The sequence below is a fragment of the Microbacterium daqui genome (genome assembly GCF_050408675.1).
Taxonomy (GTDB): Bacteria; Actinomycetota; Actinomycetes; order Actinomycetales; family Microbacteriaceae; genus Microbacterium.
On the sequence record NZ_JBNTKF010000008.1, the window covers coordinates 1 to 22,633 of the forward strand.

The following is a 22,633-nucleotide window of genomic DNA, read 5'->3' on the forward strand; positions in this document are numbered from 1 at the left end:
CCACGACCGCCGGCATTCATCGCTCGGCTACCTCGCACCCGTCGACTACGCTCGGCAATGCACCCATCAATCGGAAACCGACGACTCGCACAGCGACCGGACCGAATGAAGGGGGCGGCCCAGTGCGAGGAAGGAGCGGCCCGCCGCTTGCGCGGGGCCGACGAAGGCACAGAAGATCAGGCCGCCGATCCAGAACACGATCGTCCCGGCGTCCACGAGGAAGAACACCGCAAGGCCGGCGAGTGACATCGATCCGATAGCGGTGAGGATGATCCTCTTGGGACCGAACCGGTCATCGAATCGTCCAGCGATGATCGTCGATACGCCCGCGATGAGGTTGGCCGCGATGCCGAAGATCACCAGGTCCAGGAACCCGAAGTGGAACACCTGGCCGGCGATCACGGCGCCGAACGCGAAGACGGCGGCGAGGCCGTCGCGGAAGACCGCGCTGGAGAGCAGGAACCAGAAGGTCGTCCGGGTCTCGGGGTTCCGGTAGAGACCGATGACGTCCTTCACGAGCAGGGCATAGGAGGCGAAGAATCCCACCTTGCGCTCGGCCCGGCCGGCGGAGGGCTCGGGAACGTTGAGGAAGATCGGGATGCTGAAGACGATGGCCCATAGGGCGCAGCCGACGGCGATGATCCGGAACGGGAGGCCGTTGTCGGCGGAGAGACCGAACCAGTCCATGGAGTAGAAGACGACGACGATGACCAGGGCGACGATGCCGCCGATGTAGCCGAAGCCCCAGCCGAGGCCCGAGATCCGTCCCACCGTCTTGGGGTTCGCGATGCCGATGAGCATGGCGTTGGAGTTCACGGCGGCGATCTCGCCGAACACCGTGCCGGCAGAGATTAGAGCGACGCCCAGCCAGAACAGGTTCGGTGTCGGCTCGACGAACCACAGGCCGAGCATGCAGAGGATGAGCGCACCGGTGCCGATGCCGAGCCACAGCTTATGCCGTCCCGCCGCGTCGGCGCGTTGGCCGAGCACCGGGGCGATCAGCAGGATCGCGAGCGCGGCGATCGTCGAGCCGAGGCCCAGACCGGTGGCGAGATCCGCCTCCGCCATTTTCAGCACTTTGTCGTCGGCATCGAGCGCGGCGATGTCGGCGGGCAGGAACGCGTCGGTCGTCAGGTACAGCGCGGTGAAGATGAAGGTGAGGATGACAGTGTTGAAGGGCTGCGTCGCCCAGTCCCAGAGAGCCCAGGAGTAGACCTGCTTCTTCGATGCCGGGGTCTCGCCGCGCAGATCCAATCCGATGACGCCGATCGCGCTGGCGTATGCAGTGGCAGTGGGGCGCCGATACGTCTTCGTCCGATCGGGTTCGTTCATGCTCGCAGTCTGACGGCACGTGGCGAACGGACGGTGACGGCACGCCGACCGCTCACGGGGTACTCCTATGACGGGTCTGACAATCCTTGGGTCCAGACAATTGTGGTGCGGGTGGGGACGGTGGTGCGGTAGGCGACCGCGTGCTTGTTGTAGCGGGTGGTGAGGCCTCGCCATTGCTTGGGGGTCTGCTGAACGGATAGGAGGCCCTGAGACACTGAACTGTTCAAAGGCTAGATTCCGCGGCAGAGCGGTAGGGCCGCGGCAGTAAAGGCCCCGGCCTGCTGACCCACGAGGAGGCGGGTCTCGAGGGAAGCCTGAATTGCAGACTGCTGGATCGCGGCGGTCGCGCGTTCGAGTTCCGCTTCAGAGTCAGCGGAGACGGTGAGGAGACCGGTGTACCTCAGCACGCCGTGACCGGCGATCATGTCTGACTCCTGTCGCAGCACATCTTGGTACTCGGCGGTCTGCTGCGCGTCTTCGATCTGCCCGACCTTCGCGCGCTGCGCAGCATCGGAAACATACTCAGTGCGGAGCTTGCGAATGCTCCGCGCGGCTTGGTCTGAGCGGATCGGGTCGCAGATCAAGGAGAAGCTGCGGCGGATACCGCTCGAGAGCATCAACGGAGCGAGAAACCCTGGGTAGACCTGGGACCTGGGCCAATCTGACACCCAGAGCACGGCGTGGTACGCACTGTCGGTGCGGAGCCTGCTCCAGCGCTCATCGACGGCGACCGGACCTGCGGTGGCGAGGTCTTGGCCGAGATCGCCGGAACGATCGAGTGCGGCAGCGACTTGCGGATCGTAGGCCGTGCGGAGCATCACTGCGAGTTGCCCGGGTCCGTACCAGGGGGAGGGGCGTAGGTCCGCAGTGCGCAGGGCGCTGGTGAGGGTCGTCATCTCCTGCCGGAGGACAGCAGCGGCGCCCTTCATTCCGCGCCCGGCGGAGCGGATTGCGCGCGTGGCAGCCTTCATATCGAGCGCGAGGGAGATCGTGGTGACGTGACGCTCCCCAGCTGGGCCTGCACGGTCGATGAGGTCTTGGTAGACGCCCGCGACCCAGGAGCCGTCATTATGACCGTGACTGCTCCACCACTGCGCGAGCCCGGTACCGGAGTCGGGAAGCGTCCGCTCGAGAACCTGCAGTCGCGCGACGTGGTTTGACCGGCATGCCGTAGCGAGCACACGACCCCAGGCGTGCACACGGCGCTCCTGCTCGCCGGGGTCGAGAAGCACGAACGCGGGGTGGCTGACCTCGAGCACTGCGGTGAGGGTCGCCCGGTGCGGATCGTGCACCATGACGGCTCCGCTGTCAGGGTCAAGGTGCATGCGCAGGCTCGCTGCGTCACCAGGGAGAGCCAGCGTTCCGGCGGGCCGGGGTTTGGCGACGCGTTTGCGGTAGACCGTCTGCTTTGCGGCGACGCGTGCCGCCCAGTGCCCGGTGACAGGGAGCCACTCGATCGCGGGCCTGCCCGCGACAGGTACCCAAGTGAGTGCCACAACTGAAGCCCAAGCGGGGCTTGCCCAGGTGACTGCTTCGCCGCCGCCGAAGTAGAGGGCTGACACGAGTATCGTCACCGCGATGCTCGCGGTCACCAGCTGCGGCCCGGTCAGCCCCAGAAGCATGCCCCGCCTGGAGACGCGGGAGAACTTGACGGGGTGGAGCTCGAACTCGTCACTCATCACGATTCCTCTCTCACGGCTTCACGGACGGTGCTGGCGGCGGAGTCTCCGGCGGCGGAGACGTTTTCGGTGGTGGCGGGGGCTTCTGCCCGCCCGGGTCACTGCCGTGTCGTGCCGGTGGAGCGGCCGGCACCGTGGGTGTTGACGGCGGTGGAGGGGCCGAGGATTCTTGTGCGGCCCCGGCATGGTTGGTGGCGGCTCCGCCGATCGCGTTGCCCAACTTGGGGCCGGCCTCGGCTGTGGCCTTGACGACCTGAGCTCCCACGATCACCGCGGCAGCAGGTCCGGCTGCTGCCGCACCGCCCGCCGCAGCACCTCCACCAGCTGCGGCACTTCCGCCTGCAGCCCCGCTACCGCCTGCTGCCGTACCCGATGCCGCCTGACCGCTCGCCGCCCCTGTCCCGGAACCTGCGGCGCTGCCCTGCGCCGTCCCGCTTGGCGGCGGGCTTCCACCTGGTGGGTTCGTACCGCCGGCGCTGTCTTTCAGGACAGAGTCGGGCGAAGCGTTCTTCGGAGTGGTGGGAAGGGGCACCGGGCGGTTGAGAGCCTGTTTCGCTTCCTGCTCGGCGCTCATCGACTGGTACAGGTCGAAGCCGAGGAACGACACGAACTTGTACGTCATGTACGGCGCGAATCCGGCGATCGCCATGAGCACGATCCCCGTGATCGGGTCCGATAGAGCGGCCAGGTCGAAGTCGATGGGGGCGTTGACCTGGGTGATCGCGACGAGGAACACGACGGTGATGACGAGCTTGGAAGCGATCAGAGCAATCACGAACCCGATCCATTTCCCGAAACAGCCGCGCGTCACATCCCATGCCGCACCGGATAGAGCGATGGGGGCGAGGACGATTGCGACCAGCAGAAGGGCTTTGCGAATCAGGAGGGAAAACCACACAATCGCTGCAGCAACGATCACGAGCGCCCCAAAGAAGATCATCACGATCGCGCCCACCCCGGGGGAGGCGATGGTGAGGCCGGTGAGCCCGGCTCGTGGCTGCTTCTGCGAGGGCGTGCGCTCTTGGGGTTAGGGGTGCGACTCGTTCTGTATCTCTGCGTACGGGGCGGGTTCAGCCCATGTGGGGTCGCCGGTGCTGGTACCTGGGGCCTCGTTGGCGTGGCTGGGGCGACGGGTCATGGCATGCGCGCTTCGCGGACTGCCCCCGTGCTGGCTAGCGGGAGGGGGTGATGTTAGGCCCGCAGGGAGGGGTGTACCGGGATTGCGGGAATACCTTGGTGGGGTATAGGGTTACTGTTTGTACACGTACCCGGTAGGGGTACCTTTAAGAGGAGGATATTCCATGACTGCGAACGAGTATCAGGTGACGGGCATGACCTGCGGGCACTGCGAGATGTCGATCCGTGAAGAGGTCAGCGAGATCGCCGGCGTCGAGGAGATCCAGGTCAGCGCGCAGACGGGCAAGCTCGTCGTGACAGCCGAGGGCGAGATTGATGACGCCAAGGTGCTCGCCGCGGTCGAGGAGGCCGGGTACTCGGCGGTGCGCGTCTGATGAACGCGGGTTCAAGGCTCGCGCTCTACGGGGCAGGGTTGGTGGTGGCCTTCGGCGGGGCATTTGCGGTCGCCGGGGCCATCATCCCCGACAGCACCGTTGCCGCGTGGGCAGAAGGAAGTGACATGAACGAGCATGGTGAGAGCCAGCCCGGAAACCAGTCGCAGTCCAACGTGCAGGACCTTAAAGGCCTGTCGCTTGACGCTGATGGTTTTGTGCTTTCGCCAGTGAAAGCTCCCTCCGAAGTGGGCACCCAGGGGGCACTGAGTTTCCAGATCCTCACGGCCGCTGGTGAGCCGGTGACGGAGTACACCGAAGCCCACGAGAAAGATCTTCACCTGATTGTTGTCCGCTCAGATGGTGCTGAGTTCCGGCACGTGCACCCGACGCTGGACGCGATAACCGGTACATGGTCAGTCCCGTGGTCTTGGGATGAGGCGGGTACCTACCGGGTATACGCCGACTTCACTCCGGGTACGGAGGGTGCGGAAGGCATCACCCTGACTCGTTCAGTTGACGTCGCCGGCGATCTTTCGCCTGCAACGCCGGAGGTGCAGCGAGTCGCGGAGGTCGACGGATTCACTGTCACACTCGATGGTGATCTCACCGCCGGTGAATCAGCGGAACTCATGATTTCAGTCGAGCGTGATGGCCAGCCAGTGACAACACTGGAACCGTATCTGGGGGCGTTCGGCCACCTGGTGGCGCTGCGTCAAGGAGATCTCGCCTACCTGCATGTCCACGCCATGGGTGATGAGCCTGAAGCCGGCGAGACCGCAGGACCTGACATCGGGTTTATGGCCGAGGCGCCGACAGCAGGCCGCTACCTCTTGTATCTGGATTTCCAGGTCGAGGGGAAGGTGCACACCGCCGAGTTCGTGGTTGATGCCGGCCACGGCGACGGGTCACCGTCAGAAGACGAAGGCGGCCACTAACCCTAATGGGTTGGCCGTCGCAACGAGGAAGCTGAAAGAGAAGGAAGAGGATGAGCACATCAGCACCGCCCACAGGCGGGCCGGACATCGAACTGGAGATCGGCGGGATGACCTGCGCCTCCTGCGCGAACCGGATCGAGAAGAAGCTGAACAAGCTCGATGGCGTCTCAGCGACGGTCAACTACGCCACTGAGAAAGCAAAGGTCACCGTCCCCGAGGGGTACGATCCAGCCCTGCTGATCGCCGAGGTCGAGAAGACCGGCTACACCGCTGCCATGCCGCAACCCAGGAAGCGCCAGGCTGCTGCGGGGGCCTCTGACGATGAGGACGCGCCCGACCACGAGCTTATCTCGCTGCGCCAGCGACTCATTGGATCGATCGTGCTGACCGTTCCGGTGATTGCGATGGCGATGATCCCTGCTTTGCAATTCAACTACTGGCAGTGGGCCTCGCTGGCCTTGGCCGCTCCGGTCATCATCTGGGCTGCGTGGCCGTTCCACAAAGCCGCCTGGACGAACCTTAAGCACGGCACCGCGACGATGGACACGCTCATCTCGATGGGCACTTCGGTCGCGTTGCTGTGGTCGGTCTACGCTCTATTCTTTGGCACCGCAGGCATGCCTGGCATGACGCACCCCTTTGAATTCACGATTGCTCCTTCCGACGGCGCGGCGAACATCTATCTCGAGGTCGGCGCGGGTGTGACAATGTTCATCCTCGCGGGACGCTACTTCGAGAAGCGCTCGAAGCGTCAGGCCGGAGCTGCGCTCCGCGCCCTGCTCGAGCTTGGCGCGAAGGAAGTTTCCGTGTTGCGCGGTGGTGTCGAAGTGAAGATCCCGACCGAGGAGTTGCAGGTCGGTGACGAGTTCATCGTGCGACCTGGCGAAAAGATCGCTACCGACGGGATCGTGACCTCCGGCACATCTGCCGTGGACGCTTCGATGCTCACGGGCGAGTCCGTGCCCGTGGAAGTCGGCGAGGGTGACACCGTCACGGGTGCCACCGTCAACGCTGGCGGCCGTCTCGTCGTGCGCGCCACGCGAGTAGGCTCCGATACGCAGCTTGCGCAGATGGCGAAGCTTGTCGAAGATGCCCAGACCGGCAAGGCAGAGGTGCAGCGTCTCGCCGACAAGATCTCCGGGGTGTTCGTGCCGATCGTGATCGTGATCGCCTTCGTCACACTCGGGGCCTGGCTTGGGGCTGGCTTCCCAGTCGCCGCCGCGTTCACCGCCGCGGTGGCGGTGCTGGTGATCGCCTGCCCGTGCGCACTGGGTCTGGCCACTCCGACCGCTCTGCTGGTCGGTACCGGTCGCGGAGCGCAAATGGGCATTCTCATCAAGGGCCCGGAAGTGCTCGAGTCGACCCGCAAGGTCGACACCGTGGTGCTGGACAAGACCGGCACCGTGACCAGCGGCAAGATGACCCTCGTTGACGTAGTCACGGAGGCCGGTGTGGATCGTGCCGAACTGCTCCGCTTCGCGGGCGCGCTCGAGGATGCATCAGAGCACCCCATCGCCCAAGCGATAGCTAAGGGAGCCACGCAGGAAGTCGGTCAGCTCCCCACTCCCGAAGACTTCGCTAACGTCGAAGGCAAGGGCGTACAAGGCATCGTCGACGGCACTCCGGTCGTTGTTGGGCGCGAATCGCTTCTTGCCGATTGGGCGCAGCAGCTCTCTCGCGAGGTCGCTTCTGCGAAGGCGCGTGCCGAGGGCGAAGGCAAGACCGTCGTTGCGATCGGCTGGGACGGACAGGCCCGCGGCATCCTCGTCGTGGCCGACACCGTCAAGCCAACGAGCGCCGAGGCGATTCGCGGGCTCAAGGAGATCGGACTCACGCCGATTCTCCTGACCGGCGACAACGAGGCCGTGGCGAGGCAGATCGCCGCCGAGGTTGGCATTGACGAGGTCATCGCCGAAGTGCTCCCCAAGGACAAGGTCGACGTTGTCGCCCGACTGCAACGGGAAGGCAAGATCGTCGCGATGGTCGGCGACGGCGTCAACGACGCACCCGCACTCGCGCAGGCCGATCTCGGACTCGCGATGGGTACCGGCACAGACGTCGCGATTGAGGCTTCTGACATCACGCTCGTCCGCGGCGATCTCCGCGCCGCTGTCGATGCGATCCGCCTGTCGCGAAAGACCCTGTCGACGATCAAGACCAACTTGTTCTGGGCATTTGCCTACAACACTGCGGCGATCCCCGTCGCGGCGTTGGGAATGCTCAACCCTATGCTCGCAGGTGCGGCAATGGCGTTCTCGAGCGTCTTTGTCGTCGGCAACAGCCTACGCCTGCGCGGGTTCCGCAGCGTCACCAAAAAGTGACGCGAACTCACCCACCTCACCAAACCAACAATCAAGAAGGAAATGACGAATAATGAGCAGCTGCTGTTCCACCAACAACACCAACCCCGCCGTTGACGGCACCGACCGCGAGAACCTGCTCGGCGGGTCAAGCGAGGACACCGCCACCTGCCCCGTGATGGTCGGCACCCCCGTCGTCAAGGCTGTTGCCGAGGCGGCCGGGCTGTATCGCGACTTCGAGGGCCAGCGCTACTGGTTCTGCTGCGCCGGCTGCGGCCCCGCGTTCGACTCGGACCCTGCAAAGTACGCCGCCAACGTGGCGTAATACACCAGTGGTCGGGTGCCTCAGCTGTCGAGCTGAGGCACCCGACCGTCAAACCGGAGTACAACAGTATGACCATCACAACCCCCGCCGTTGATCTCTGTCCGACGGGCGAGCACGGTGAGAACGCCGTGCACGGCTACATCACCGACAAACCGAAGTACCGCAACCGCCTCCGCCGTCTCGAAGGCCAGGTGCGCGGCATCGACCGCATGGTCGAAGATGCGCTACTGCATCGACATCCTCACCCAGATCTCCGCCATCCAGAGCGCGCTCGAGAGCGTCGCCCTGGGCTTGCTGAAAGACCATATACGTCACTGCGTCCTCGACGCAGCCGTGATCGGCGGCCCCGCCGCCGACGCGAAGATCACCGAAGCAACCGAGGCTATCGCGCGCCTCGTGCGCTCCTAGAGCTCACCGCACCACCTCACTAGTCCCGGAGTTCCAGACATGAACAGTACCCAGCACATTCTCATCCTCGGCACGGGAGCTGCGGGAGCTGCGGCCGCCCGCAGTCTCGCCGGCCGAGAAGATCTTCGGGTCACGCTCGTCGGGGAAACCGGGGTCACCCCATACACGAGGATGCTCATCAAGGGCATCGCATTCGGCGTGACACCGCCAGACATGATTAAGATTCCTCTACCCGAAGTTGACCTTGTTTCGGACACCGTTGTCGAGGTCGATACCGGCTCTCAGGAAGTGCAGCTCGCCTCGGGTCGACGACTGAACTATGATGCGGTCATTGTCGCTACCGGCAGTATCGCGCGACCGCTTCCAGCCAATATCACCGGTGGCTCCGCATTTTTCGAGACAGGCCGCGTAAGCGCGCTTCATTCGATAGAGGACGCACTACACATCCGTGACCTGCTCGCTGGACTCGGCCGTCCCGCCCGCGTCGCAATCTACGGTGGGGGAATCATCGCCGCTGAAAGTGCGTCGTCGTTGCGAGAAGCTGGGCATTCAGTCATGCTCATCAACCGCAGCGCCATCCCTGGGGTGGGCGCGTTTGGTGCTCCCGTCGCTGAGCGTCTCGCCGTCGAGCATAGCTCGCGCGTGCTCACCCGATTCGGACGCACAATCCAGCACATTGACGTTAGCGACGGAGGCGTCGCGATCACGCTCGATAACGACAGCTCTGTCACGGCGGACCTCCTCTTGCTTGCACTTGGAACTGCCGCTGCGGCTCCGGCGCCGTGGACCGATGGCATCGAAGTGGATGATCGTCTCCGCGCCAAGACCGCGCATGTATACGCAGCTGGCGGGGTTGCGACGCACCATGACGACGCACTCGGCACCTGGCGTATCGACCACTGGGACGACGCAAGCGCTCAAGGTGCGCACGCCGCCCAGGTCGCCCTGCACGAGCTCGGCCTTGCCGACGACCCCGGCGCGTACCTGCCGCGCAGCCCTTACATGGCGATGGTCTATGGCCAGATGATCACCGGGGTCGGCTACCTCGGCGACGCCGACACCCACGTCGAGGACGGCGAGGAGTTCGTCGTGCGCCACGAGCAGGCCGGCACGGTCATCGGCGTCACCGGCATCGACGCTGTCGGCACCGTCTACCAGTGGGGCCAGCGGTTGCACGGCGTCCGAGCCTAACCGATGCCCGCAAGCTGCACCCGCCGGAGAATCCCTAGGCGGGGATTCGCGCTCGCGCTGGCGGCCACCATTCTCACGATGGCCGCAGCTAGCGCGCCGTCGCTGTTCTACCCCGAGATCGCCGACCGCCTGGCTCTCACACCTGTCGCTATGACGCTGGTCTTCGCGGTTTACGCCTTCACGTTGCTGGCCGCCCTGCTCTACCTCGGACCGCTCTCCGACCGACTCGGCCGACGGCCGGTCGTGACCGTCGGATCGCTGCTGCTCGCGGTAAGTTTGCTCATGTTCTGGACGGCCGGCAGCTTGGCAGTGTTTCTCGCCGCAAGAGCCCTGCAGGGCGTCGCGGCCGGTCTGCTCATCCCGGCGTTGTCGGCGATGATGATCGACTTCGAATCCGCGGCGCAGTCACATGTGGCGGCGCTGTGGAACACGATCGGCCCGATGATCGGCCTCGGCGGCGGCGCTCTGGGAGCAGCGATCCTTGTAGATCTCACCACGGACCCGGAGGTCGCGGTGTTCGGTAGCCTGACAGCCGCATTCGTGCTCCTGGCCGCGACGGTCTGGACGACACCGGAACTTGTTGACCGAAGCCCGATCGCACGCGGGGAGCTGCGCCCGCATTTCCGGGTGCCGCCCCAGTTGCGCGGTATGTTCGCAGCCGGTGTGCCCGCCATTGTCGTAGGATGGGCCACCAACGGCCTCTTCCTTGCCCTGGGAACCGGGCTCGTCCGCGAGGAGTTCGGAGGCTCCACCCACACCCATGCCGGGATCGTGATCTTCGTCCTGGCGATCTCCGGTGTCACCGCGTCCCTCCTGCTCTATCGGCGCACGGCGCGCACCATCAGCCTCTACGGGACGAGCGCCCTGGCGATCGGCACCGCGGCGAGCATCGGTGCGCTCGCGCTGCACTCCTATCCCGCGTATGTGGCTTCCGTTGCCCTCGTCGGCTCAGGCTTTGGCACCGCCTTCCTCGGCGTTCTGCGTACTCTCATGCCTCACACCGGTAGCGCGGAACGGGCCGCGGTGATGGCCGTGATCTACACCGTCTCCTACCTCGCATTCGGCGTGCCGACGATCATCGCTGGCCTGCTCGTCCCGCAGCTCACCCTCGCCGGCACCATGATCACGCTGGGTGCCGTCATCGTCGCCGTCAGTGCTGCAGCCACCCTGCTCCGATCCCGCCTGCCCGAACGAGGCTGACGCACCCTCGCCCCCGTTACAGGTGGGCGCGAGCAAGGATGACGAGCCGAAACCTGCAGGATTCTCCCCATTGCCAGGTACCCCATAGGGGTATATGGTTGGTAGTGAACCAGACATTTCATCTCGCGCACATCTCGTGCGCTGGCGCACCACCGTTGCGAGGAAATCACGGAGAGAAAGGCGGCAAAGACATGGATCACTCGATGATGGACCACCCGATGGATGGTGGGCCCGCGCCCGAGGGCATCGAGGAGGCGGTCGACCCGACGTACCCTGTCGGCACCGAGGTTATCCTGACTGCCGACCACATGGCAGGCATGGACGGGGCGCGCGCGACGATCTCCGGGGCCTTCGACACCGTGACCTACTCAGTGAACTACACACCGACGAGCGGTGTAGAGCCTGTGCTCGACCATCGCTGGGTCGTGCAGGAGGAGCTCGAGAACGTCGGAGACGAGCGCCTGGCCGACGGCACCGAGGTCATTCTGCTCGCCGATCACATGAGCGGCATGGCGGGCGCGCAGGCCACGATTGCCTACTCGACGGATGAGACCGTCTATATGGTCGACTACGAGGTTGACGGCATGAAGATGACGAACCACAAGTGGGTCGTCGAGAGCGAGATCCGACCCGCTTCCTGAACGGTCACTGTGTGGCGACGTCTTCGTCGCTACACGACCGGAGTCGGATGATGAGGAGCATACAATGACAGATCCGAACACACACGACCATTCGCGCCACGAGCACTCGGGCAGCGGCGGATCCGCCCCCGCGCACGGCGCCCACCACGCTGCTGCGGCACAGTCCGGCAAGGCGACTGAGCTGCATCGCGCCAGCACGGAGCACAACGAGCACGCCGCGCACAGCGAGCATGAGGGGCACGGCCGGACGGCAGAGCGCGGTGGGCACGAAGGCCACGCCGGGCATGAGGCGCACGCCGGACACGGCGGGCACGAGAGCGGCGACGGGCATGAGGCGCACGGTGGTCATGGCGGGCACGCGGGGCATGGCGACCACGTCGGCCAGTTTCGGCGGCTGTTCTGGATCAACCTCGTCATCGCTCTCCCCGTTGTCCTTTTCTCGCCGATGTTCGGCATGGTGCTCGGCTACGAGGTGCCTGGCTGGGCGGGCTGGATCGCCCCTGTGCTCGGTACGGTCATGTACGGCTGGGGAGGCTGGCCGTTCCTGACCGGCGCATGGAGCGAGATCAAGAGCCGCAAGCCCGGCATGATGCTTCTGATCGCTCTCGCAATCACCGTGGCCTTCTTTGCGTCCTGGGCCGCGACACTGGGGCTTGTGCACCATGAGCTTGAGTTCTGGTGGGAGCTCGCGCTGCTGATCGTCATTATGCTGCTCGGGCATTGGATCGAGATGCGCTCCCTCGCCCAGACCACCTCCGCGCTGGATTCCCTCGCCGCCCTCCTGCCCGATGAGGCCGAGCGGGTCGAGGGCGATGACATCGTGAAGGTAGCCCCAGCGGATCTCGCCGTCGGCGACGTTGTTGTCGTGCGGCCCGGCGGCAGCGTGCCTGCCGATGGTCGCATTGTTGACGGCCGCGCCGCGATGGACGAGTCCATGATCACCGGCGAATCAAAGCCCGTCACGCGCGGCGAGGGTGAGACCGTCACCGCCGGTACCGTCGCGACCGACTCCGGCCTGCGCATCGAGATCACCGCCACCGGCGATGACACCGCCCTGGCCGGCATCAATAGGCTCGTCGCCGAGGCGCAGAACTCGTCCTCACGCGCCCAGCGCATCGCCGATCGCGCCGCGGCCCTGCTGTTCTGGTTTGCCCTCGCCGCCGCGGTCGTTACCGCGGTCGTGTGGACGCTCGTCGGGGATCCCGACGCCGCCGTAGTGCGCAGCATCACTGTGCTGGTGATCGCCTGCCCGCACGCGCTGGGGCTTGCGATACCGCTGGTGGTCTCCATCGCGACTGAGCGCGCCGCACGTGGTGGCGTGCTCATCAAGGACCGTTTGGCACTCGAGTCCATGCGTCAGGTAAACGCAGTGCTCTTCGACAAGACCGGCACCCTCACCAAGGGGGAACCCACCGTCACGGGTGTCGAGCCCGCTGGCGGCCTCGACACGGACCGGGTGCTGGCCTTGGCTGCGTCCGCCGAGGCCGATAGCGAGCACCCGCTCGCGAAGGCGATCGTCGCCTCCGCGAAGGAGCGCGGTCTCGCCCTCGAGCCCGCGAGCGGCTTCTCCTCTTCCCCGGCGGTCGGCGTTACCGCCACGGTCGATGGCCATGAGATTCGTGTCGGCGGCCCCCGCCTGCTCGAAGAGACCGGACAACCCGAGACCGGTGCGGCCGATGCCTGGCGCGAGGAGGGGGCGATCATCCTGCACGTCCTGCAAAACGGCAAGATGATCGGCGGCCTGAAACTCGCCGATGAGGTCCGACCCGAGTCTCGCGACGCCGTCGACGCACTGCACAAGCTTGGCGTCGAAGTCGTCATGATCACCGGCGATGCCGAGGCCGTCGCGCAGGAGGTCGGCAAGGAACTCGGCATCGACCGCGTCTTCGCCGGCGTGCGCCCCGAGGACAAAGCGGCGAAGGTCTCCCAGCTGCAGCAAGAGGGCAAGAAGGTCGCGATGGTTGGCGATGGCGTCAACGACGCCCCCGCGCTCGCGCAGGCCGACGTCGGCATCGCGATCGGCGCCGGCACCGACGTCGCCATCGCCTCGGCCGGGGTCATCCTCGCGAGTTCCGACCCGCGCAGCGTGCTCTCGGTTATCGAGCTCTCGCGCGCCGCATACCGCAAGATGAAGCAGAATCTCTGGTGGGCCGCCGGTTACAATCTCATCTCGGTGCCGCTGGCTGCCGGTATCCTGGCTCCGGTGGGATTCGTGCTTCCGATGTCGGTCGGTGCCATCCTGATGTCGCTGTCTACCGTCGTGGTCGCGCTCAACGCGCAGCTCCTGCGCCGCATCGACCTCACCCCCGAAGCCAGCACCCGTTCCGTTCTGGAACGCGAGAAGTAAGGACATGCCCATGTCAACCGAGAGTGAGAGCGCGGCCGCCACCCACGGCTACATCGACGACAAGACCCAGTACCTGCAGCGCATGAAGCGCATCGAGGGGCAGGCGCGCGGCATCGCGAAGATGATCGACGAAGAGAAGTACTGTATCGACATCCTGACCCAGATCAGCGCCCTCACCCGCGCCGTGCAGGGCGTCGCCACGGGACTTCTCGACGACCATCTCAAGCACTGCGTGCTCGACGCCGCGAAGCTCGGTGATGACGCGGCCCTGGCGAAGATCCAGGAAGCCACCGACGCCATCAACCGGCTCGTCCGCTCCTAGGTGCCTCGAGCGGGGATCGGGGCCGTCCCCTGATCCCCGCGGCTCACATGCATGGCTTGACTTGATACCCGGTAGGGGTACAGGGTAACCTAGATGCATGAGGGACGCACAGCACGAGAAAGCAACGTATGAGACTCCGCATTTGGACTCAGCCGTTTCCGTTTTCGCGCTCCTGGCTGACGCTGTGCGCGTGAAAATCGTGCTCGCCCTCCGCGACGTCGAGATGACCGTCAACCACCTCGCCGATATCGCCGACCTCGACGCCGAGTCAGTGCTCCTCGAGCTCACGGCGCTCGAGGACGTCGGCATCATCACCCACGAACCTGATGGCCGCCGCGACTTCTACCGGCTCACCAACGAGCGCGCTGGCGCCCTTGCTGCTAACGCAATCTTCCACGCGCAAGACCGCGACGCAGCGCTGCAGTCCATAGTCCCCGCCTAGACGAAGGAGGCTCTATATGCCCCGATTCTCTCGACTGACCCCCTCGTCGGCTGTGGGAGCTTCGCGCGAGCTGCTCGGCGAGCTCGTCGAACGGCACGGCACCGTCGGCGACATGGTCTCCACAATGGCTCACTCGCCCGCGGTGCTCGGCGGGTACCTGCAGCTGAGCAAAGCGATGCGACGCGCCAAGCTCGACCGCAAGATCAGTGAGCTCATCTCGATTGCCGTGCAGTCGCAGCAGGGATGCGGCATGTGCCTGGGATCCCACATCGAGGCGGCGCGCTCCCTCGGCCTCAGCGAGGACGCCATCACTGCCGCGCAACAGGGCACCTCGATCATCCCAGCCATCGCTGCGATGATCCGACTCGGCCTACAGGTGTACCGCGAACCCACCTCGATCACCGACGTAGAGATTGACGAGCTGCGCGCCTTCGGGTACAGCGACCGCGAGATCGCCGACGTTGTTGGCGTCGTCTCTCTCAACATCCTCACCGGCGCCTTCAATCTGGTCGCCGGACTCACTCCCGGCGATTGAATCGCCCCTGGTGCCTTGGCCGAGTGGTTAGGCAGCGGCCTGCAAAGCCGCCCACACGGGTTCGAATCCCGTAGGCACCTCCGTGACGGAATCCTCGACTTCTGCCGGTAGCGCTCCTCCTCCTGTGCCAGAAGTGCCGGGCGGGCTCCCGAATTCAGAAACGTCCTCCCTCGTCAGGAATGTGTGGCTGTATCGTCGTGCTGCAACTACAGTTCCGAGAGGTGGGCGAGTCGCATGCCCTCGGCGGGGATGTAGTAGCCGAAGATAGGGTCGATGACATCACCAGCGTGTGTGGAACTCCTCTCTGCCAGATCCGGCCTCGTCTAGTACTTGCATGTAGAGCGGACCTGGGGCGGCACGGATCGGGTATCCTCGTGGTTCCTGTCGGCACTGGTCAGGCGGAGGGGGTAACCCGGCTCGCCACGCGTTTCGTCGACGTCGCTAGCGACCCAAGCCAAATACTTGAAAACCGCGGCATCGCCCGGTTCTGCTTTGGCGCCAACGACTGCCGGCGAACCAGGTGTGAGCGCCGAGCGGTAGAGGCGCCGTGGCTGGGGCTGGAGGCCTCCCTCCCTTGCCTGTGCGCTCGGCGGGACTCTCAACCACCGCGGTGGCACCCGTCATCTGCAGCTGCTCGCCGTTGCGGTGATCGAGTACATATTTCTACTCGACATAATCGCACCCTAGCGATATGATCGATATGTGACGATGGTAATAGAGCAACGCGCCATTCTGGATGAGCGGGCAACAGCCTCGTACGCGCACCTTTTCCAGGCCCTCGCAGATCCGACCCGCCTGTCGATTGTGCAGCACCTTGCCGCCGGTGAGCACCGCGTGCGTGACCTCGTCGAGCACCTGGGGCTCGCGCAATCGACTGTGAGCAAGCATGTCGGGTTCCTGCTTGAGTGCGGCCTCGCGGCCATGAGGCCGGAGGGGCGGTCGACCTGGTATTCGCTGTCCGACCCTGCGCGCCTTCGGGGGCTTATCGCCGCCGCAGAAGAGGTGCTCGACGGCGCCGGCACGCAGGCCGTGCTCTGCACACATCTACGACGTCCCCACGACCACCGCGACACGGAAACGGAGAACAACTAGACATGGGTGCAGGACATAACCACGGGCCCGATCCCAGCGAGACCGGACATCCGGGAGACTTCCGTAAGAAGCTCTGGATTGCATTCTCGATCACCGCGACCATTGTGGTCGCCCAGGCGGTCGGCTCGATCGTTACCGGTAGCCTCGCGCTGCTCACCGACACGGCCCACGCCATCACTGACGCCTCCGGCCTGCTCGTCGCGCTCATCGCGGCCACCCTGATGCTCAAGCCGGCGAACTCCAAGCGCACCTGGGGGTTTCGACGCATTGAGGTGATTGCAGCCCTCGGACAGTCGGCGCTCCTGCTCATTGTCGGCACCTACGCCGCGATCGAGGGTATCCGGCGCCTCTTCGAGCCGCCGGAGGTGCCCGCGACCGAGCTGCTGTTTTTCGGTATCGTCGGCCTCGTCGCGAACATCATCGCCATCACGATCCTCGCCTCGAGCCGGGGCGCGAACTTCAATATGCGCGCCGCGTTCCTCGAGGTACTCAACGACGCACTCGGCTCTCTCGGCGTTATCATCGCTGCGATCGTCATCGCCACCACCGGCTTTATGCAGGCCGATGCCATCGCCGGTCTCCTCATCGCCGCCTTGATCGTGCCCCGCGCCTTCAAGCTCATGCGCGAAACCGCCGGAGTGCTCATGGAGTTCACCCCCCAGGGGCTCGACCTTGATGAGGTGCGCAAGCACATCCTGGCACTCGACCATGTCAAAGACGTGCACGACCTGCACGCCTCAACGGTCGCCACCGGCCTGCCGACGCTCACCGCGCACGTTGTCGTCGATGACGAGTGCTTCACCGACGGGCACGCCGCCGAGACGCTGCGGGCGGTCAAAGACTGTGTTGCTGAGCACTTCGAGGTCTCCGTTCCCCACTCGACCTTCCAGATCGAGACCGAAGACATCGCCGAACACGAACCCACCATCGCGAAGCACGACTAGCGGAGGGGAACAGTCTTCGGGAGGGAGCACATTTCCAGCTTTCATAGTACCCCCATGGGGTACTATGAAAGCGTGGTCGTTCGAGGCAAACTCCGCCCCGCGCACCGCCTGATCGGTGCCGCGTGGAGATGGATCCTGCCCGCGGCCGCGGCACTGTTCATGATCCTCGGACTCCTCGGGATGCACTCGATCGCTCCACACGCGGGGGACTCGACTGAGCCGCAAGCAAAGCACTCGAAGGTCGTAGATACTGGGCATGCCGGGGGAACGGCCCAGGCCGCGTCAGGCACAGACGCGTGCGCCAGCTGCGGCGACCACGCCCCCGACGGCGGTATGGCGCTGATGTGCGGCATGATCCTCCTCGCCATCATCGGGCTCACCCTCATCCGGCCGATCCGACGCATCCTTGCTCGGCTGCCGCGCCTGCTCCTGCGTATCCGGCCCCCGCAACTCCATGCCGGCGGCCATCTCCGCCCCTCCCTCGTGTTCTTGTCGATCAGCCGCACCTGAGTGGTGCCCCGCCGCCCCGGGTCCCTCCGGGCTGGCACGCGCATGCCCGCACGCAGTGCGGGAGACCACCCATTGACTTGAAAGGCACAGATATGCAGAAGAAGACCACCATTCTCACACTCGCCTCGGCATCGCTCGCCGCGTCGCTCCTGCTCGCCGGCTGCAGCAGCACCCCGGCCGAAACCCCCGCCACCGACTCAACATCGGCACCGAGCAGCGACGTCTCCACGGAAGCGAACACGGCGGACGAGATGTTCGCGATGATGATGATCGAGCACCATCAGCAGGCCGTCGAGATGAGCGACATCATCCTCGCAAAGGACGACGTCGCCTCCGAAGTCGCCGATCTCGCCCAGCGCATCAAAGACGCCCAGGGGCCGGAGATCGACCGTATGAACTCCTGGCTCGAAACCTGGGGCGCCTCCGACATGAGCGGCATGGATCACGGTGCCAGCATGGACGGGATGCTCTCCGAAGAGGATCTACAGGCGCTCGAGGCCGCCGACGGACCGACCGCCTCCAAGCTGTTCCTCCAGCAGATGATCGAGCACCACGAGGGGGCCGTGAAGATGGCAGAAACCCAGCTCTCCGAAGGGAAGAACCCCGACGCGCTCGAACTCGCCCAGCAGATCATCGACGCGCAGACCGTGGAGATCCAGGAGATGCGCGACCTGCTCGACACCCTCTAGTCGATATGGTGCCGGGGCGACAGTGCAGCTGTCACCCCGGCACCACGCCCTGATCCGTCCGGCGTCGGAGCCGACACAGCGTATCCGACGCTTCTCCACCCAGGAGCCCTTATGCCTACACCGCACACGCCTCGTATACTGCGTGGACTGCAGCTTTCCGCGATCTCCGTGCTCACGCTCGGGGCCGCGGCCCTCACCGGTTGCGCCAGCGCTGTACCCATTACGAGCGTCGCAGGTCCCAGTACCAGCGACGATTTCCTGATCGAGCACGGCCTCGGTGGGCTCGACGTGCGAGAGCTCGTCGACGAACTCGACCGCACCCCGCTCGCCGAGCGCTCCGAAGAGTTCGCCTCCTCGATCACCGCCGAAGCGCTGATCCTCAGCGATCAGCATGAGCACACAGCCGAGCTCCCACTGCCCGACGACCTCGTCTACGTCTCCATCGCGCCCTACGCCACGCAGACCCACGACTGCTACAACCACAGCCCCACCGGGTGCATCGGTGAGCTGCAGAACGCGGAGATCACCGTCCGCGTAACCGACGCGGCCACCGGGGACACGCTCGTCGACGAGGCAGTGCAAACCTACGACAACGGCTTCGTGGGATTCTGGCTGCCCCGCGACCTCGAGGGTACCCTCACCATCACGCACGACGGCATGAGCGCCAGCGAAGCGATCTCCACCGCCGGCGGCAAGGCAAAGACTTGCATCACCACGATGCATCTCACCTAGCCCAGACGCGCCCGTGGCGCGTCTTCACAAGATCATGGGAATACCCCATAGGGGTAGGGCGTTGGGGGGAATGCACCCGATCACCCTGACGTTCGTGCGATCGCCGCGCGGAAAGGAACCAGTATGAGTCAGCCCATCACCATCAACGAGCAGACCTTCGCTGAGGTCGTGCTCCAGAGCGACATCCCCGTGCTCGTCGACTTCTGGGCAGCCTGGTGCGGGCCGTGCCGCGCCCTCGCGCCGATCCTTGACCAGATCGCGGCCGAGCAGGACGGCAAGCTCCGCATCGCGAAGCTCAACGTCGACGAGAACCCAACCATCGCCGCCCAGTACAAGATCAGCTCGATCCCGGCGCTCAAGGTGTTCCAGAATGGCGAGGTCGTCCGCGAGATCGTCGGCGCTATGCCGAAGCCCGCACTCGAGGACAAGCTCGCCGGCATCATCTGAACGAACGGCCTTACGAATAGTCGCCCTGACGACGCCGATCAGCGGGGGTGCGAGGCATCTCACGGAGGCTGCTCAGCATCCCCGCTGTCGTTTCACCGCGCGAGCACGACAGGAGGCGCATGACCCCGCCCCGGACCACCGCGGAGCCTGCCGGCGACGAGCGAATGCGACAGCTCCAAGCTGCGCGCGACGCACTCAGCTACGTCTTCGACCCGGAACTCGAGGTCGACCTCGTGAACCTCGGCCTGGTGTACGGCATCGAGCACGACGCCGACGGGACGATCGTGCTCACGCTCACGCTCACCACCCCCGAATGCCCGCTCACCCATCGAATCGAGCAGGATATCGACTTCCACCTGAAGCACGTCGTCCCCGCCTACCGCATCAGCTGGGTCTGGATTCCGCGCTGGCACGAGGGCCTCATCACAGAGGAGGGCCGGGACATGCTGCTCACGGCCGGCTACCGCGTTTCCGTGCGCAAGTTCGGGCTCTGAAGCAGCACTCCACTAAACTGGATCTATACCCCTACCCCGTAGTGGTTAGACCTTGAAAGAACAGGAGGGGCCGGCTGGCATGACTGAGGAACTGGCGAATGACACCACGACGGTGATCGAGGTCGACGGCGAAGCCACCTACCCGATCCTCGTCGGCCGCGGGCTCCTCGACTGCGTACCGGCGCTGCTCGGGCCGCAGCCCGCGAAAATCCTCATCGTCCACTCGGCCGCCGTCGGCCGCGTCGCCGAAGACCTGCGCGATGCGCTGCAACCCCACTACGGGCAGGTGCTCCTCGCCGAGGTACCCGACGACGAACCGACCAAGCGCATCGAGGTCGCCTCCTTCTGCTGGCAGATCCTCGGTCAGGCCGAGTTCACCCGCACCGACGCCGTCATCAGCATCGGGGGAGGCGTGGTCGTCGACCTCGCCGGGTTCGTCGCTTCCGCCTGGCAACGCGGCCTACGACTCGTGCAGATCCCCACCACCGTGCTCGCAATGGTCGAGGTTGCCATCGGCGGCGAGAACGGCGTGAATACCGCCGAGGGCAAGAACGCCGTCGGCACGCTCTACCCGCCCGCGGCGGTCGTCTGCGACGTCGATCTGGCCGTCACGCTTACGCGCGCGGAGATCCTCACCGCCTTTGCCGAAATCGCCAAGTGCGGCTTCATCGCCGAGCCCGAGATCCTTGAGCTGCTCGAGTCCGACCTCGAACGCACTACCGACCCCTCGACCCCGGAGTTCCGACGTGCCATCGAGCTTGCCATCCGGGTCAAGGCCCGCGCGCTCTCGCACGGCGGCGGGGGAGCGGAACTGCTGCACTACGGCTATGCCCTCGGGCGCGCGATCGAGCACGCCGAACGCTACCAGTGGCGCCACGGTGCCGCCCTCGCCGTCGGCATGATGTACGCCGCCGAGCTCGGCCGCATGACCGGGGCCCTGTCCGACGCGGCCGTCGAACGGCACCGGAAGATCCTCTCCTCGCTCTCGCTCCCGTTGACCTACCCCGCCGGGCGGTGGTCCGGTCTGCTCGCCATGATGCAGCGAGGCGCGCAGGCCGGGCCGGGGATGCTGCGCTTCGTCGTGCTCGATGACATCGCCAAGCCGCGCGTGCTCACCGGCGTCGATGATTCGATGCTGCAGTTCGCGTACCAGGAGGTCTCGAGTTAGATGCGGCGGCACGACAATGGCTGAGCACTTGATCCTGGCCGATCCGCAGTCGGCCCGCGACGCGCTCACCTTCGCCGGACGTGCGAAGCAAGTGGGCGACGAGGCCGTGCGGCTGCAAGCCTCCCGCGGCACTTTGGCGATGTACGCCGCCGCGCTCACCCCACGAGGGCTCTTCGATGGCACCCCGCTAATCCTGGTGCTCCGCGTGCTCCGCGCCGACCCCGAACTCGAATGCGACCTCACGGTCGACTCGCTCACAGAGACCATCGACCCCCGCGCTCTGCGCCTTCCCGACCTCGCGGTGGCTCGCAGTTGGGCGGCCGTCGACGTCCCGCGCTGCGGATGGACACGCACCGAGGAGATTCCCGCCACGGTCATCCGCGAGCTCGCGCAGGCCGGCAACTCCGACGTCGCCAAAGCCCTCCCGCTCAACCCTGGACAGGACGTCGTCAGCAAGGTGCGCAGCCGAGTCTGGGGAGAGCAGGCCGAAGAACTCGCCCAACTCCCCAAGGGAGTCGCATTCGCGGCCGCGACCTTCGGATTTCTCGGTCAGTCGAGTGAGCGGGCCTCCGTCTGGCGCGCCGGCAGGTGGACTCGGGTGAGCCTCAGCCGGGGCCATGTCCTCTACCGAGGACCTGTCGCGGTGGGCCTCACCGAGGTTCGCAGAACCGGCTCCCACCGCCGCAGAGCTCATGGAGTGCTGTCGCCCATGATGCCGCACCGCGTCAGCATCCACTGAAACAAGTTCCGCCACACCACTCGGCGGGTATGCCTGGAGTGCAGGCTACTAGACTCCCGCACCTTGCGCACGAAGGTCGCGCCCGTTTCGCTCGTGGGTTGCCACGTCGCTAGTTCCGTCCTTGCTTGCCCCGTGGATCGCGTTGAGTCGTGTGACTGCGCTTCCCGCAGAGGTATGGATTCACCGTCTGAGCCGTGATCAGGATGCCAAGTAGCTCATCAGGACGATCGACCATGAAACCGGATGCGGCGTGCTAGAACATCTCAGCCTTGTCATGCGCACGGCCTCATCGATACCCCATCGTCTCCCCGAGGAGTGTCTCGACCAAAGGATGCCTGCGCACCATCGCCACCGCATGCTCCCGGCCCTGCGTAGTCAGAATCGCGACACCATAGGGAGCAGGCTCACAAAGGGCCTGCTCGGTGAGCCTCCGAACCATGTCTGACGCCGTGGCTTGCTTTAAACCCATCAGCTTCGGCTTCACCGCGGCCTCAGACGGCATGCCAGAACCCAGACGGCCTTCAGAGAGTCCTGAGTGCTCGCAGACAACCCAGACACCGACATAGCGCCGGATTGACTCGCCGAAGAGCTAGCTCGGTCAGATGTACCTCACGCTCCGAGAGGTGACACGTATCCAAGAGAACATGCGT

22 protein-coding genes, 1 tRNA gene and 2 pseudogenes are annotated in these 22,633 nt (G+C 65.4%); 22 read left to right on the plus strand and 3 right to left on the minus strand.

Annotated elements, in window-relative coordinates; genetic code table 11:
- Nucleotides 1-66: 66 nt before the first annotated feature.
- The 3 genes from ACQUSY_RS06895 to ACQUSY_RS06905 form a co-directional block, all read right to left on the minus strand.
- Nucleotides 67-1,332: an MFS transporter gene (locus ACQUSY_RS06895; protein WP_428903773.1), complete on the minus strand. Its 1,266-nt coding sequence runs from the start codon at nucleotides 1,330-1,332 to the stop codon at nucleotides 67-69.
- A gap of 230 nt (nucleotides 1,333-1,562) precedes the next feature.
- A complete protein-coding gene (locus ACQUSY_RS06900; RefSeq protein WP_158053073.1) occupies nucleotides 1,563-3,011 on the minus strand; it encodes an SCO6880 family protein in 1,449 nt (482 codons plus the stop codon).
- Between the two features lie 13 nt (nucleotides 3,012-3,024).
- Nucleotides 3,025-3,954, minus strand: coding sequence for a TrbL/VirB6 family protein (locus tag ACQUSY_RS06905; RefSeq protein WP_428903774.1), 930 nt, complete (start codon nucleotides 3,952-3,954; stop codon nucleotides 3,025-3,027).
- A 358-nt stretch (nucleotides 3,955-4,312) separates the two neighbouring features.
- Here ACQUSY_RS06905 and ACQUSY_RS06910 point away from each other — a divergent pair, with 358 nt between their 5' ends.
- From ACQUSY_RS06910 to ACQUSY_RS07015, 22 genes and pseudogenes are all read left to right on the plus strand, one after another.
- Nucleotides 4,313-4,522, plus strand: a complete 210-nt coding sequence (locus ACQUSY_RS06910) for a heavy-metal-associated domain-containing protein (RefSeq protein ID WP_158053144.1) — start codon at nucleotides 4,313-4,315, stop codon at nucleotides 4,520-4,522.
- Between the two features lie 125 nt (nucleotides 4,523-4,647).
- Nucleotides 4,648-5,457, plus strand: a complete 810-nt coding sequence (locus ACQUSY_RS06915) for a DUF8832 domain-containing protein (protein ID WP_428903775.1) — start codon at nucleotides 4,648-4,650, stop codon at nucleotides 5,455-5,457.
- Nucleotides 5,458-5,507: 50 nt separating this feature from the next.
- On the plus strand, nucleotides 5,508-7,778 hold the full coding sequence (locus ACQUSY_RS06920) for a heavy metal translocating P-type ATPase (RefSeq protein ID WP_158053146.1): 2,271 nt from the start codon (nucleotides 5,508-5,510) through the stop codon (nucleotides 7,776-7,778).
- A 52-nt stretch (nucleotides 7,779-7,830) separates the two neighbouring features.
- Nucleotides 7,831-8,082: a YHS domain-containing protein gene (locus ACQUSY_RS06925; protein ID WP_158053147.1), complete on the plus strand. Its 252-nt coding sequence runs from the start codon at nucleotides 7,831-7,833 to the stop codon at nucleotides 8,080-8,082.
- A 68-nt stretch (nucleotides 8,083-8,150) separates the two neighbouring features.
- A pseudogene (locus ACQUSY_RS06930) lies at nucleotides 8,151-8,490 on the plus strand (metal-sensitive transcriptional regulator).
- A 39-nt stretch (nucleotides 8,491-8,529) separates the two neighbouring features.
- The gene (locus ACQUSY_RS06935) at nucleotides 8,530-9,681 is read left to right on the plus strand and encodes an FAD-dependent oxidoreductase (protein ID WP_158053149.1); all 1,152 of its coding nucleotides are present in this window, start codon (nucleotides 8,530-8,532) and stop codon (nucleotides 9,679-9,681) included.
- Between the two features lie 3 nt (nucleotides 9,682-9,684).
- Nucleotides 9,685-10,881, plus strand: coding sequence for an MFS transporter (locus ACQUSY_RS06940; protein ID WP_158053150.1), 1,197 nt, complete (start codon nucleotides 9,685-9,687; stop codon nucleotides 10,879-10,881).
- 203 nt (nucleotides 10,882-11,084) lie between these two features.
- Nucleotides 11,085-11,522: pseudogene (locus tag ACQUSY_RS06945) on the plus strand (YdhK family protein); the annotation flags it as partial.
- A 64-nt stretch (nucleotides 11,523-11,586) separates the two neighbouring features.
- Nucleotides 11,587-13,869, plus strand: coding sequence for a heavy metal translocating P-type ATPase (locus tag ACQUSY_RS06950; RefSeq protein WP_225735908.1), 2,283 nt, complete (start codon nucleotides 11,587-11,589; stop codon nucleotides 13,867-13,869).
- A 10-nt stretch (nucleotides 13,870-13,879) separates the two neighbouring features.
- Nucleotides 13,880-14,191, plus strand: coding sequence for a metal-sensitive transcriptional regulator (locus tag ACQUSY_RS06955; RefSeq protein ID WP_428903776.1), 312 nt, complete (start codon nucleotides 13,880-13,882; stop codon nucleotides 14,189-14,191).
- Between the two features lie 97 nt (nucleotides 14,192-14,288).
- Nucleotides 14,289-14,633 (plus strand): ArsR/SmtB family transcription factor, encoded by a 345-nt coding sequence (locus tag ACQUSY_RS06960; protein WP_225735909.1) that lies wholly within the window; start codon nucleotides 14,289-14,291, stop codon nucleotides 14,631-14,633.
- 16 nt (nucleotides 14,634-14,649) lie between these two features.
- Nucleotides 14,650-15,168: a carboxymuconolactone decarboxylase family protein gene (locus tag ACQUSY_RS06965; RefSeq protein WP_158053152.1), complete on the plus strand. Its 519-nt coding sequence runs from the start codon at nucleotides 14,650-14,652 to the stop codon at nucleotides 15,166-15,168.
- A 9-nt stretch (nucleotides 15,169-15,177) separates the two neighbouring features.
- Nucleotides 15,178-15,248: transfer RNA gene (locus tag ACQUSY_RS06970), tRNA-Cys, on the plus strand.
- A 628-nt stretch (nucleotides 15,249-15,876) separates the two neighbouring features.
- A complete protein-coding gene (locus tag ACQUSY_RS06975) occupies nucleotides 15,877-16,260 on the plus strand; it encodes an ArsR/SmtB family transcription factor (protein ID WP_158053178.1) in 384 nt (127 codons plus the stop codon).
- 2 nt (nucleotides 16,261-16,262) lie between these two features.
- Complete coding sequence (locus ACQUSY_RS06980) at nucleotides 16,263-17,204, plus strand: cation diffusion facilitator family transporter (RefSeq protein WP_158053153.1); 942 nt, start codon at nucleotides 16,263-16,265, stop codon at nucleotides 17,202-17,204.
- A gap of 54 nt (nucleotides 17,205-17,258) precedes the next feature.
- Nucleotides 17,259-17,714, plus strand: coding sequence for a DUF6153 family protein (locus tag ACQUSY_RS06985; protein ID WP_158053154.1), 456 nt, complete (start codon nucleotides 17,259-17,261; stop codon nucleotides 17,712-17,714).
- A gap of 92 nt (nucleotides 17,715-17,806) precedes the next feature.
- Nucleotides 17,807-18,403: a DUF305 domain-containing protein gene (locus ACQUSY_RS06990; RefSeq protein ID WP_158053155.1), complete on the plus strand. Its 597-nt coding sequence runs from the start codon at nucleotides 17,807-17,809 to the stop codon at nucleotides 18,401-18,403.
- A gap of 111 nt (nucleotides 18,404-18,514) precedes the next feature.
- Nucleotides 18,515-19,135 (plus strand): CueP family metal-binding protein, encoded by a 621-nt coding sequence (locus ACQUSY_RS06995; protein ID WP_158053156.1) that lies wholly within the window; start codon nucleotides 18,515-18,517, stop codon nucleotides 19,133-19,135.
- A gap of 123 nt (nucleotides 19,136-19,258) precedes the next feature.
- Nucleotides 19,259-19,582, plus strand: coding sequence for a thioredoxin (gene trxA / locus ACQUSY_RS07000; protein ID WP_158053157.1), 324 nt, complete (start codon nucleotides 19,259-19,261; stop codon nucleotides 19,580-19,582).
- A gap of 119 nt (nucleotides 19,583-19,701) precedes the next feature.
- Nucleotides 19,702-20,076, plus strand: a complete 375-nt coding sequence (locus ACQUSY_RS07005; protein WP_158053158.1) for a metal-sulfur cluster assembly factor — start codon at nucleotides 19,702-19,704, stop codon at nucleotides 20,074-20,076.
- 79 nt (nucleotides 20,077-20,155) lie between these two features.
- On the plus strand, nucleotides 20,156-21,244 hold the full coding sequence (locus ACQUSY_RS07010; RefSeq protein ID WP_158053159.1) for a 3-dehydroquinate synthase family protein: 1,089 nt from the start codon (nucleotides 20,156-20,158) through the stop codon (nucleotides 21,242-21,244).
- A gap of 16 nt (nucleotides 21,245-21,260) precedes the next feature.
- The gene (locus ACQUSY_RS07015) at nucleotides 21,261-21,983 is read left to right on the plus strand and encodes a DUF8185 domain-containing protein (protein WP_225735910.1); all 723 of its coding nucleotides are present in this window, start codon (nucleotides 21,261-21,263) and stop codon (nucleotides 21,981-21,983) included.
- The last annotated feature ends 650 nt before the right edge of the window (nucleotides 21,984-22,633 follow it).

Coding starts and splice junctions, on each gene's coding strand:
- ACQUSY_RS06895 (WP_428903773.1), bottom strand. CDS start 1,332: ATGAACGAACCCGATCGGACGAAGACGTATCGGCGCCCCACTGCCACT.
- ACQUSY_RS06900 (WP_158053073.1), bottom strand. CDS start 3,011: ATGAGTGACGAGTTCGAGCTCCACCCCGTCAAGTTCTCCCGCGTCTCC.
- ACQUSY_RS06910 (WP_158053144.1), top strand. CDS start 4,313: ATGACTGCGAACGAGTATCAGGTGACGGGCATGACCTGCGGGCACTGC.
- ACQUSY_RS06915 (WP_428903775.1), top strand. CDS start 4,648: ATGAACGAGCATGGTGAGAGCCAGCCCGGAAACCAGTCGCAGTCCAAC.
- ACQUSY_RS06920 (WP_158053146.1), top strand. CDS start 5,508: ATGAGCACATCAGCACCGCCCACAGGCGGGCCGGACATCGAACTGGAG.
- ACQUSY_RS06925 (WP_158053147.1), top strand. CDS start 7,831: ATGAGCAGCTGCTGTTCCACCAACAACACCAACCCCGCCGTTGACGGC.
- ACQUSY_RS06935 (WP_158053149.1), top strand. CDS start 8,530: ATGAACAGTACCCAGCACATTCTCATCCTCGGCACGGGAGCTGCGGGA.
- ACQUSY_RS06940 (WP_158053150.1), top strand. CDS start 9,685: ATGCCCGCAAGCTGCACCCGCCGGAGAATCCCTAGGCGGGGATTCGCG.
- ACQUSY_RS06950 (WP_225735908.1), top strand. CDS start 11,587: ATGACAGATCCGAACACACACGACCATTCGCGCCACGAGCACTCGGGC.
- ACQUSY_RS06955 (WP_428903776.1), top strand. CDS start 13,880: ATGTCAACCGAGAGTGAGAGCGCGGCCGCCACCCACGGCTACATCGAC.
- ACQUSY_RS06960 (WP_225735909.1), top strand. CDS start 14,289: ATGAGGGACGCACAGCACGAGAAAGCAACGTATGAGACTCCGCATTTG.
- ACQUSY_RS06965 (WP_158053152.1), top strand. CDS start 14,650: ATGCCCCGATTCTCTCGACTGACCCCCTCGTCGGCTGTGGGAGCTTCG.
- ACQUSY_RS06975 (WP_158053178.1), top strand. CDS start 15,877: ATGGTAATAGAGCAACGCGCCATTCTGGATGAGCGGGCAACAGCCTCG.
- ACQUSY_RS06980 (WP_158053153.1), top strand. CDS start 16,263: ATGGGTGCAGGACATAACCACGGGCCCGATCCCAGCGAGACCGGACAT.
- ACQUSY_RS06985 (WP_158053154.1), top strand. CDS start 17,259: ATGGGGTACTATGAAAGCGTGGTCGTTCGAGGCAAACTCCGCCCCGCG.
- ACQUSY_RS06990 (WP_158053155.1), top strand. CDS start 17,807: ATGCAGAAGAAGACCACCATTCTCACACTCGCCTCGGCATCGCTCGCC.
- ACQUSY_RS06995 (WP_158053156.1), top strand. CDS start 18,515: ATGCCTACACCGCACACGCCTCGTATACTGCGTGGACTGCAGCTTTCC.
- trxA (WP_158053157.1), top strand. CDS start 19,259: ATGAGTCAGCCCATCACCATCAACGAGCAGACCTTCGCTGAGGTCGTG.
- ACQUSY_RS07005 (WP_158053158.1), top strand. CDS start 19,702: ATGACCCCGCCCCGGACCACCGCGGAGCCTGCCGGCGACGAGCGAATG.
- ACQUSY_RS07010 (WP_158053159.1), top strand. CDS start 20,156: ATGACTGAGGAACTGGCGAATGACACCACGACGGTGATCGAGGTCGAC.
- ACQUSY_RS07015 (WP_225735910.1), top strand. CDS start 21,261: ATGGCTGAGCACTTGATCCTGGCCGATCCGCAGTCGGCCCGCGACGCG.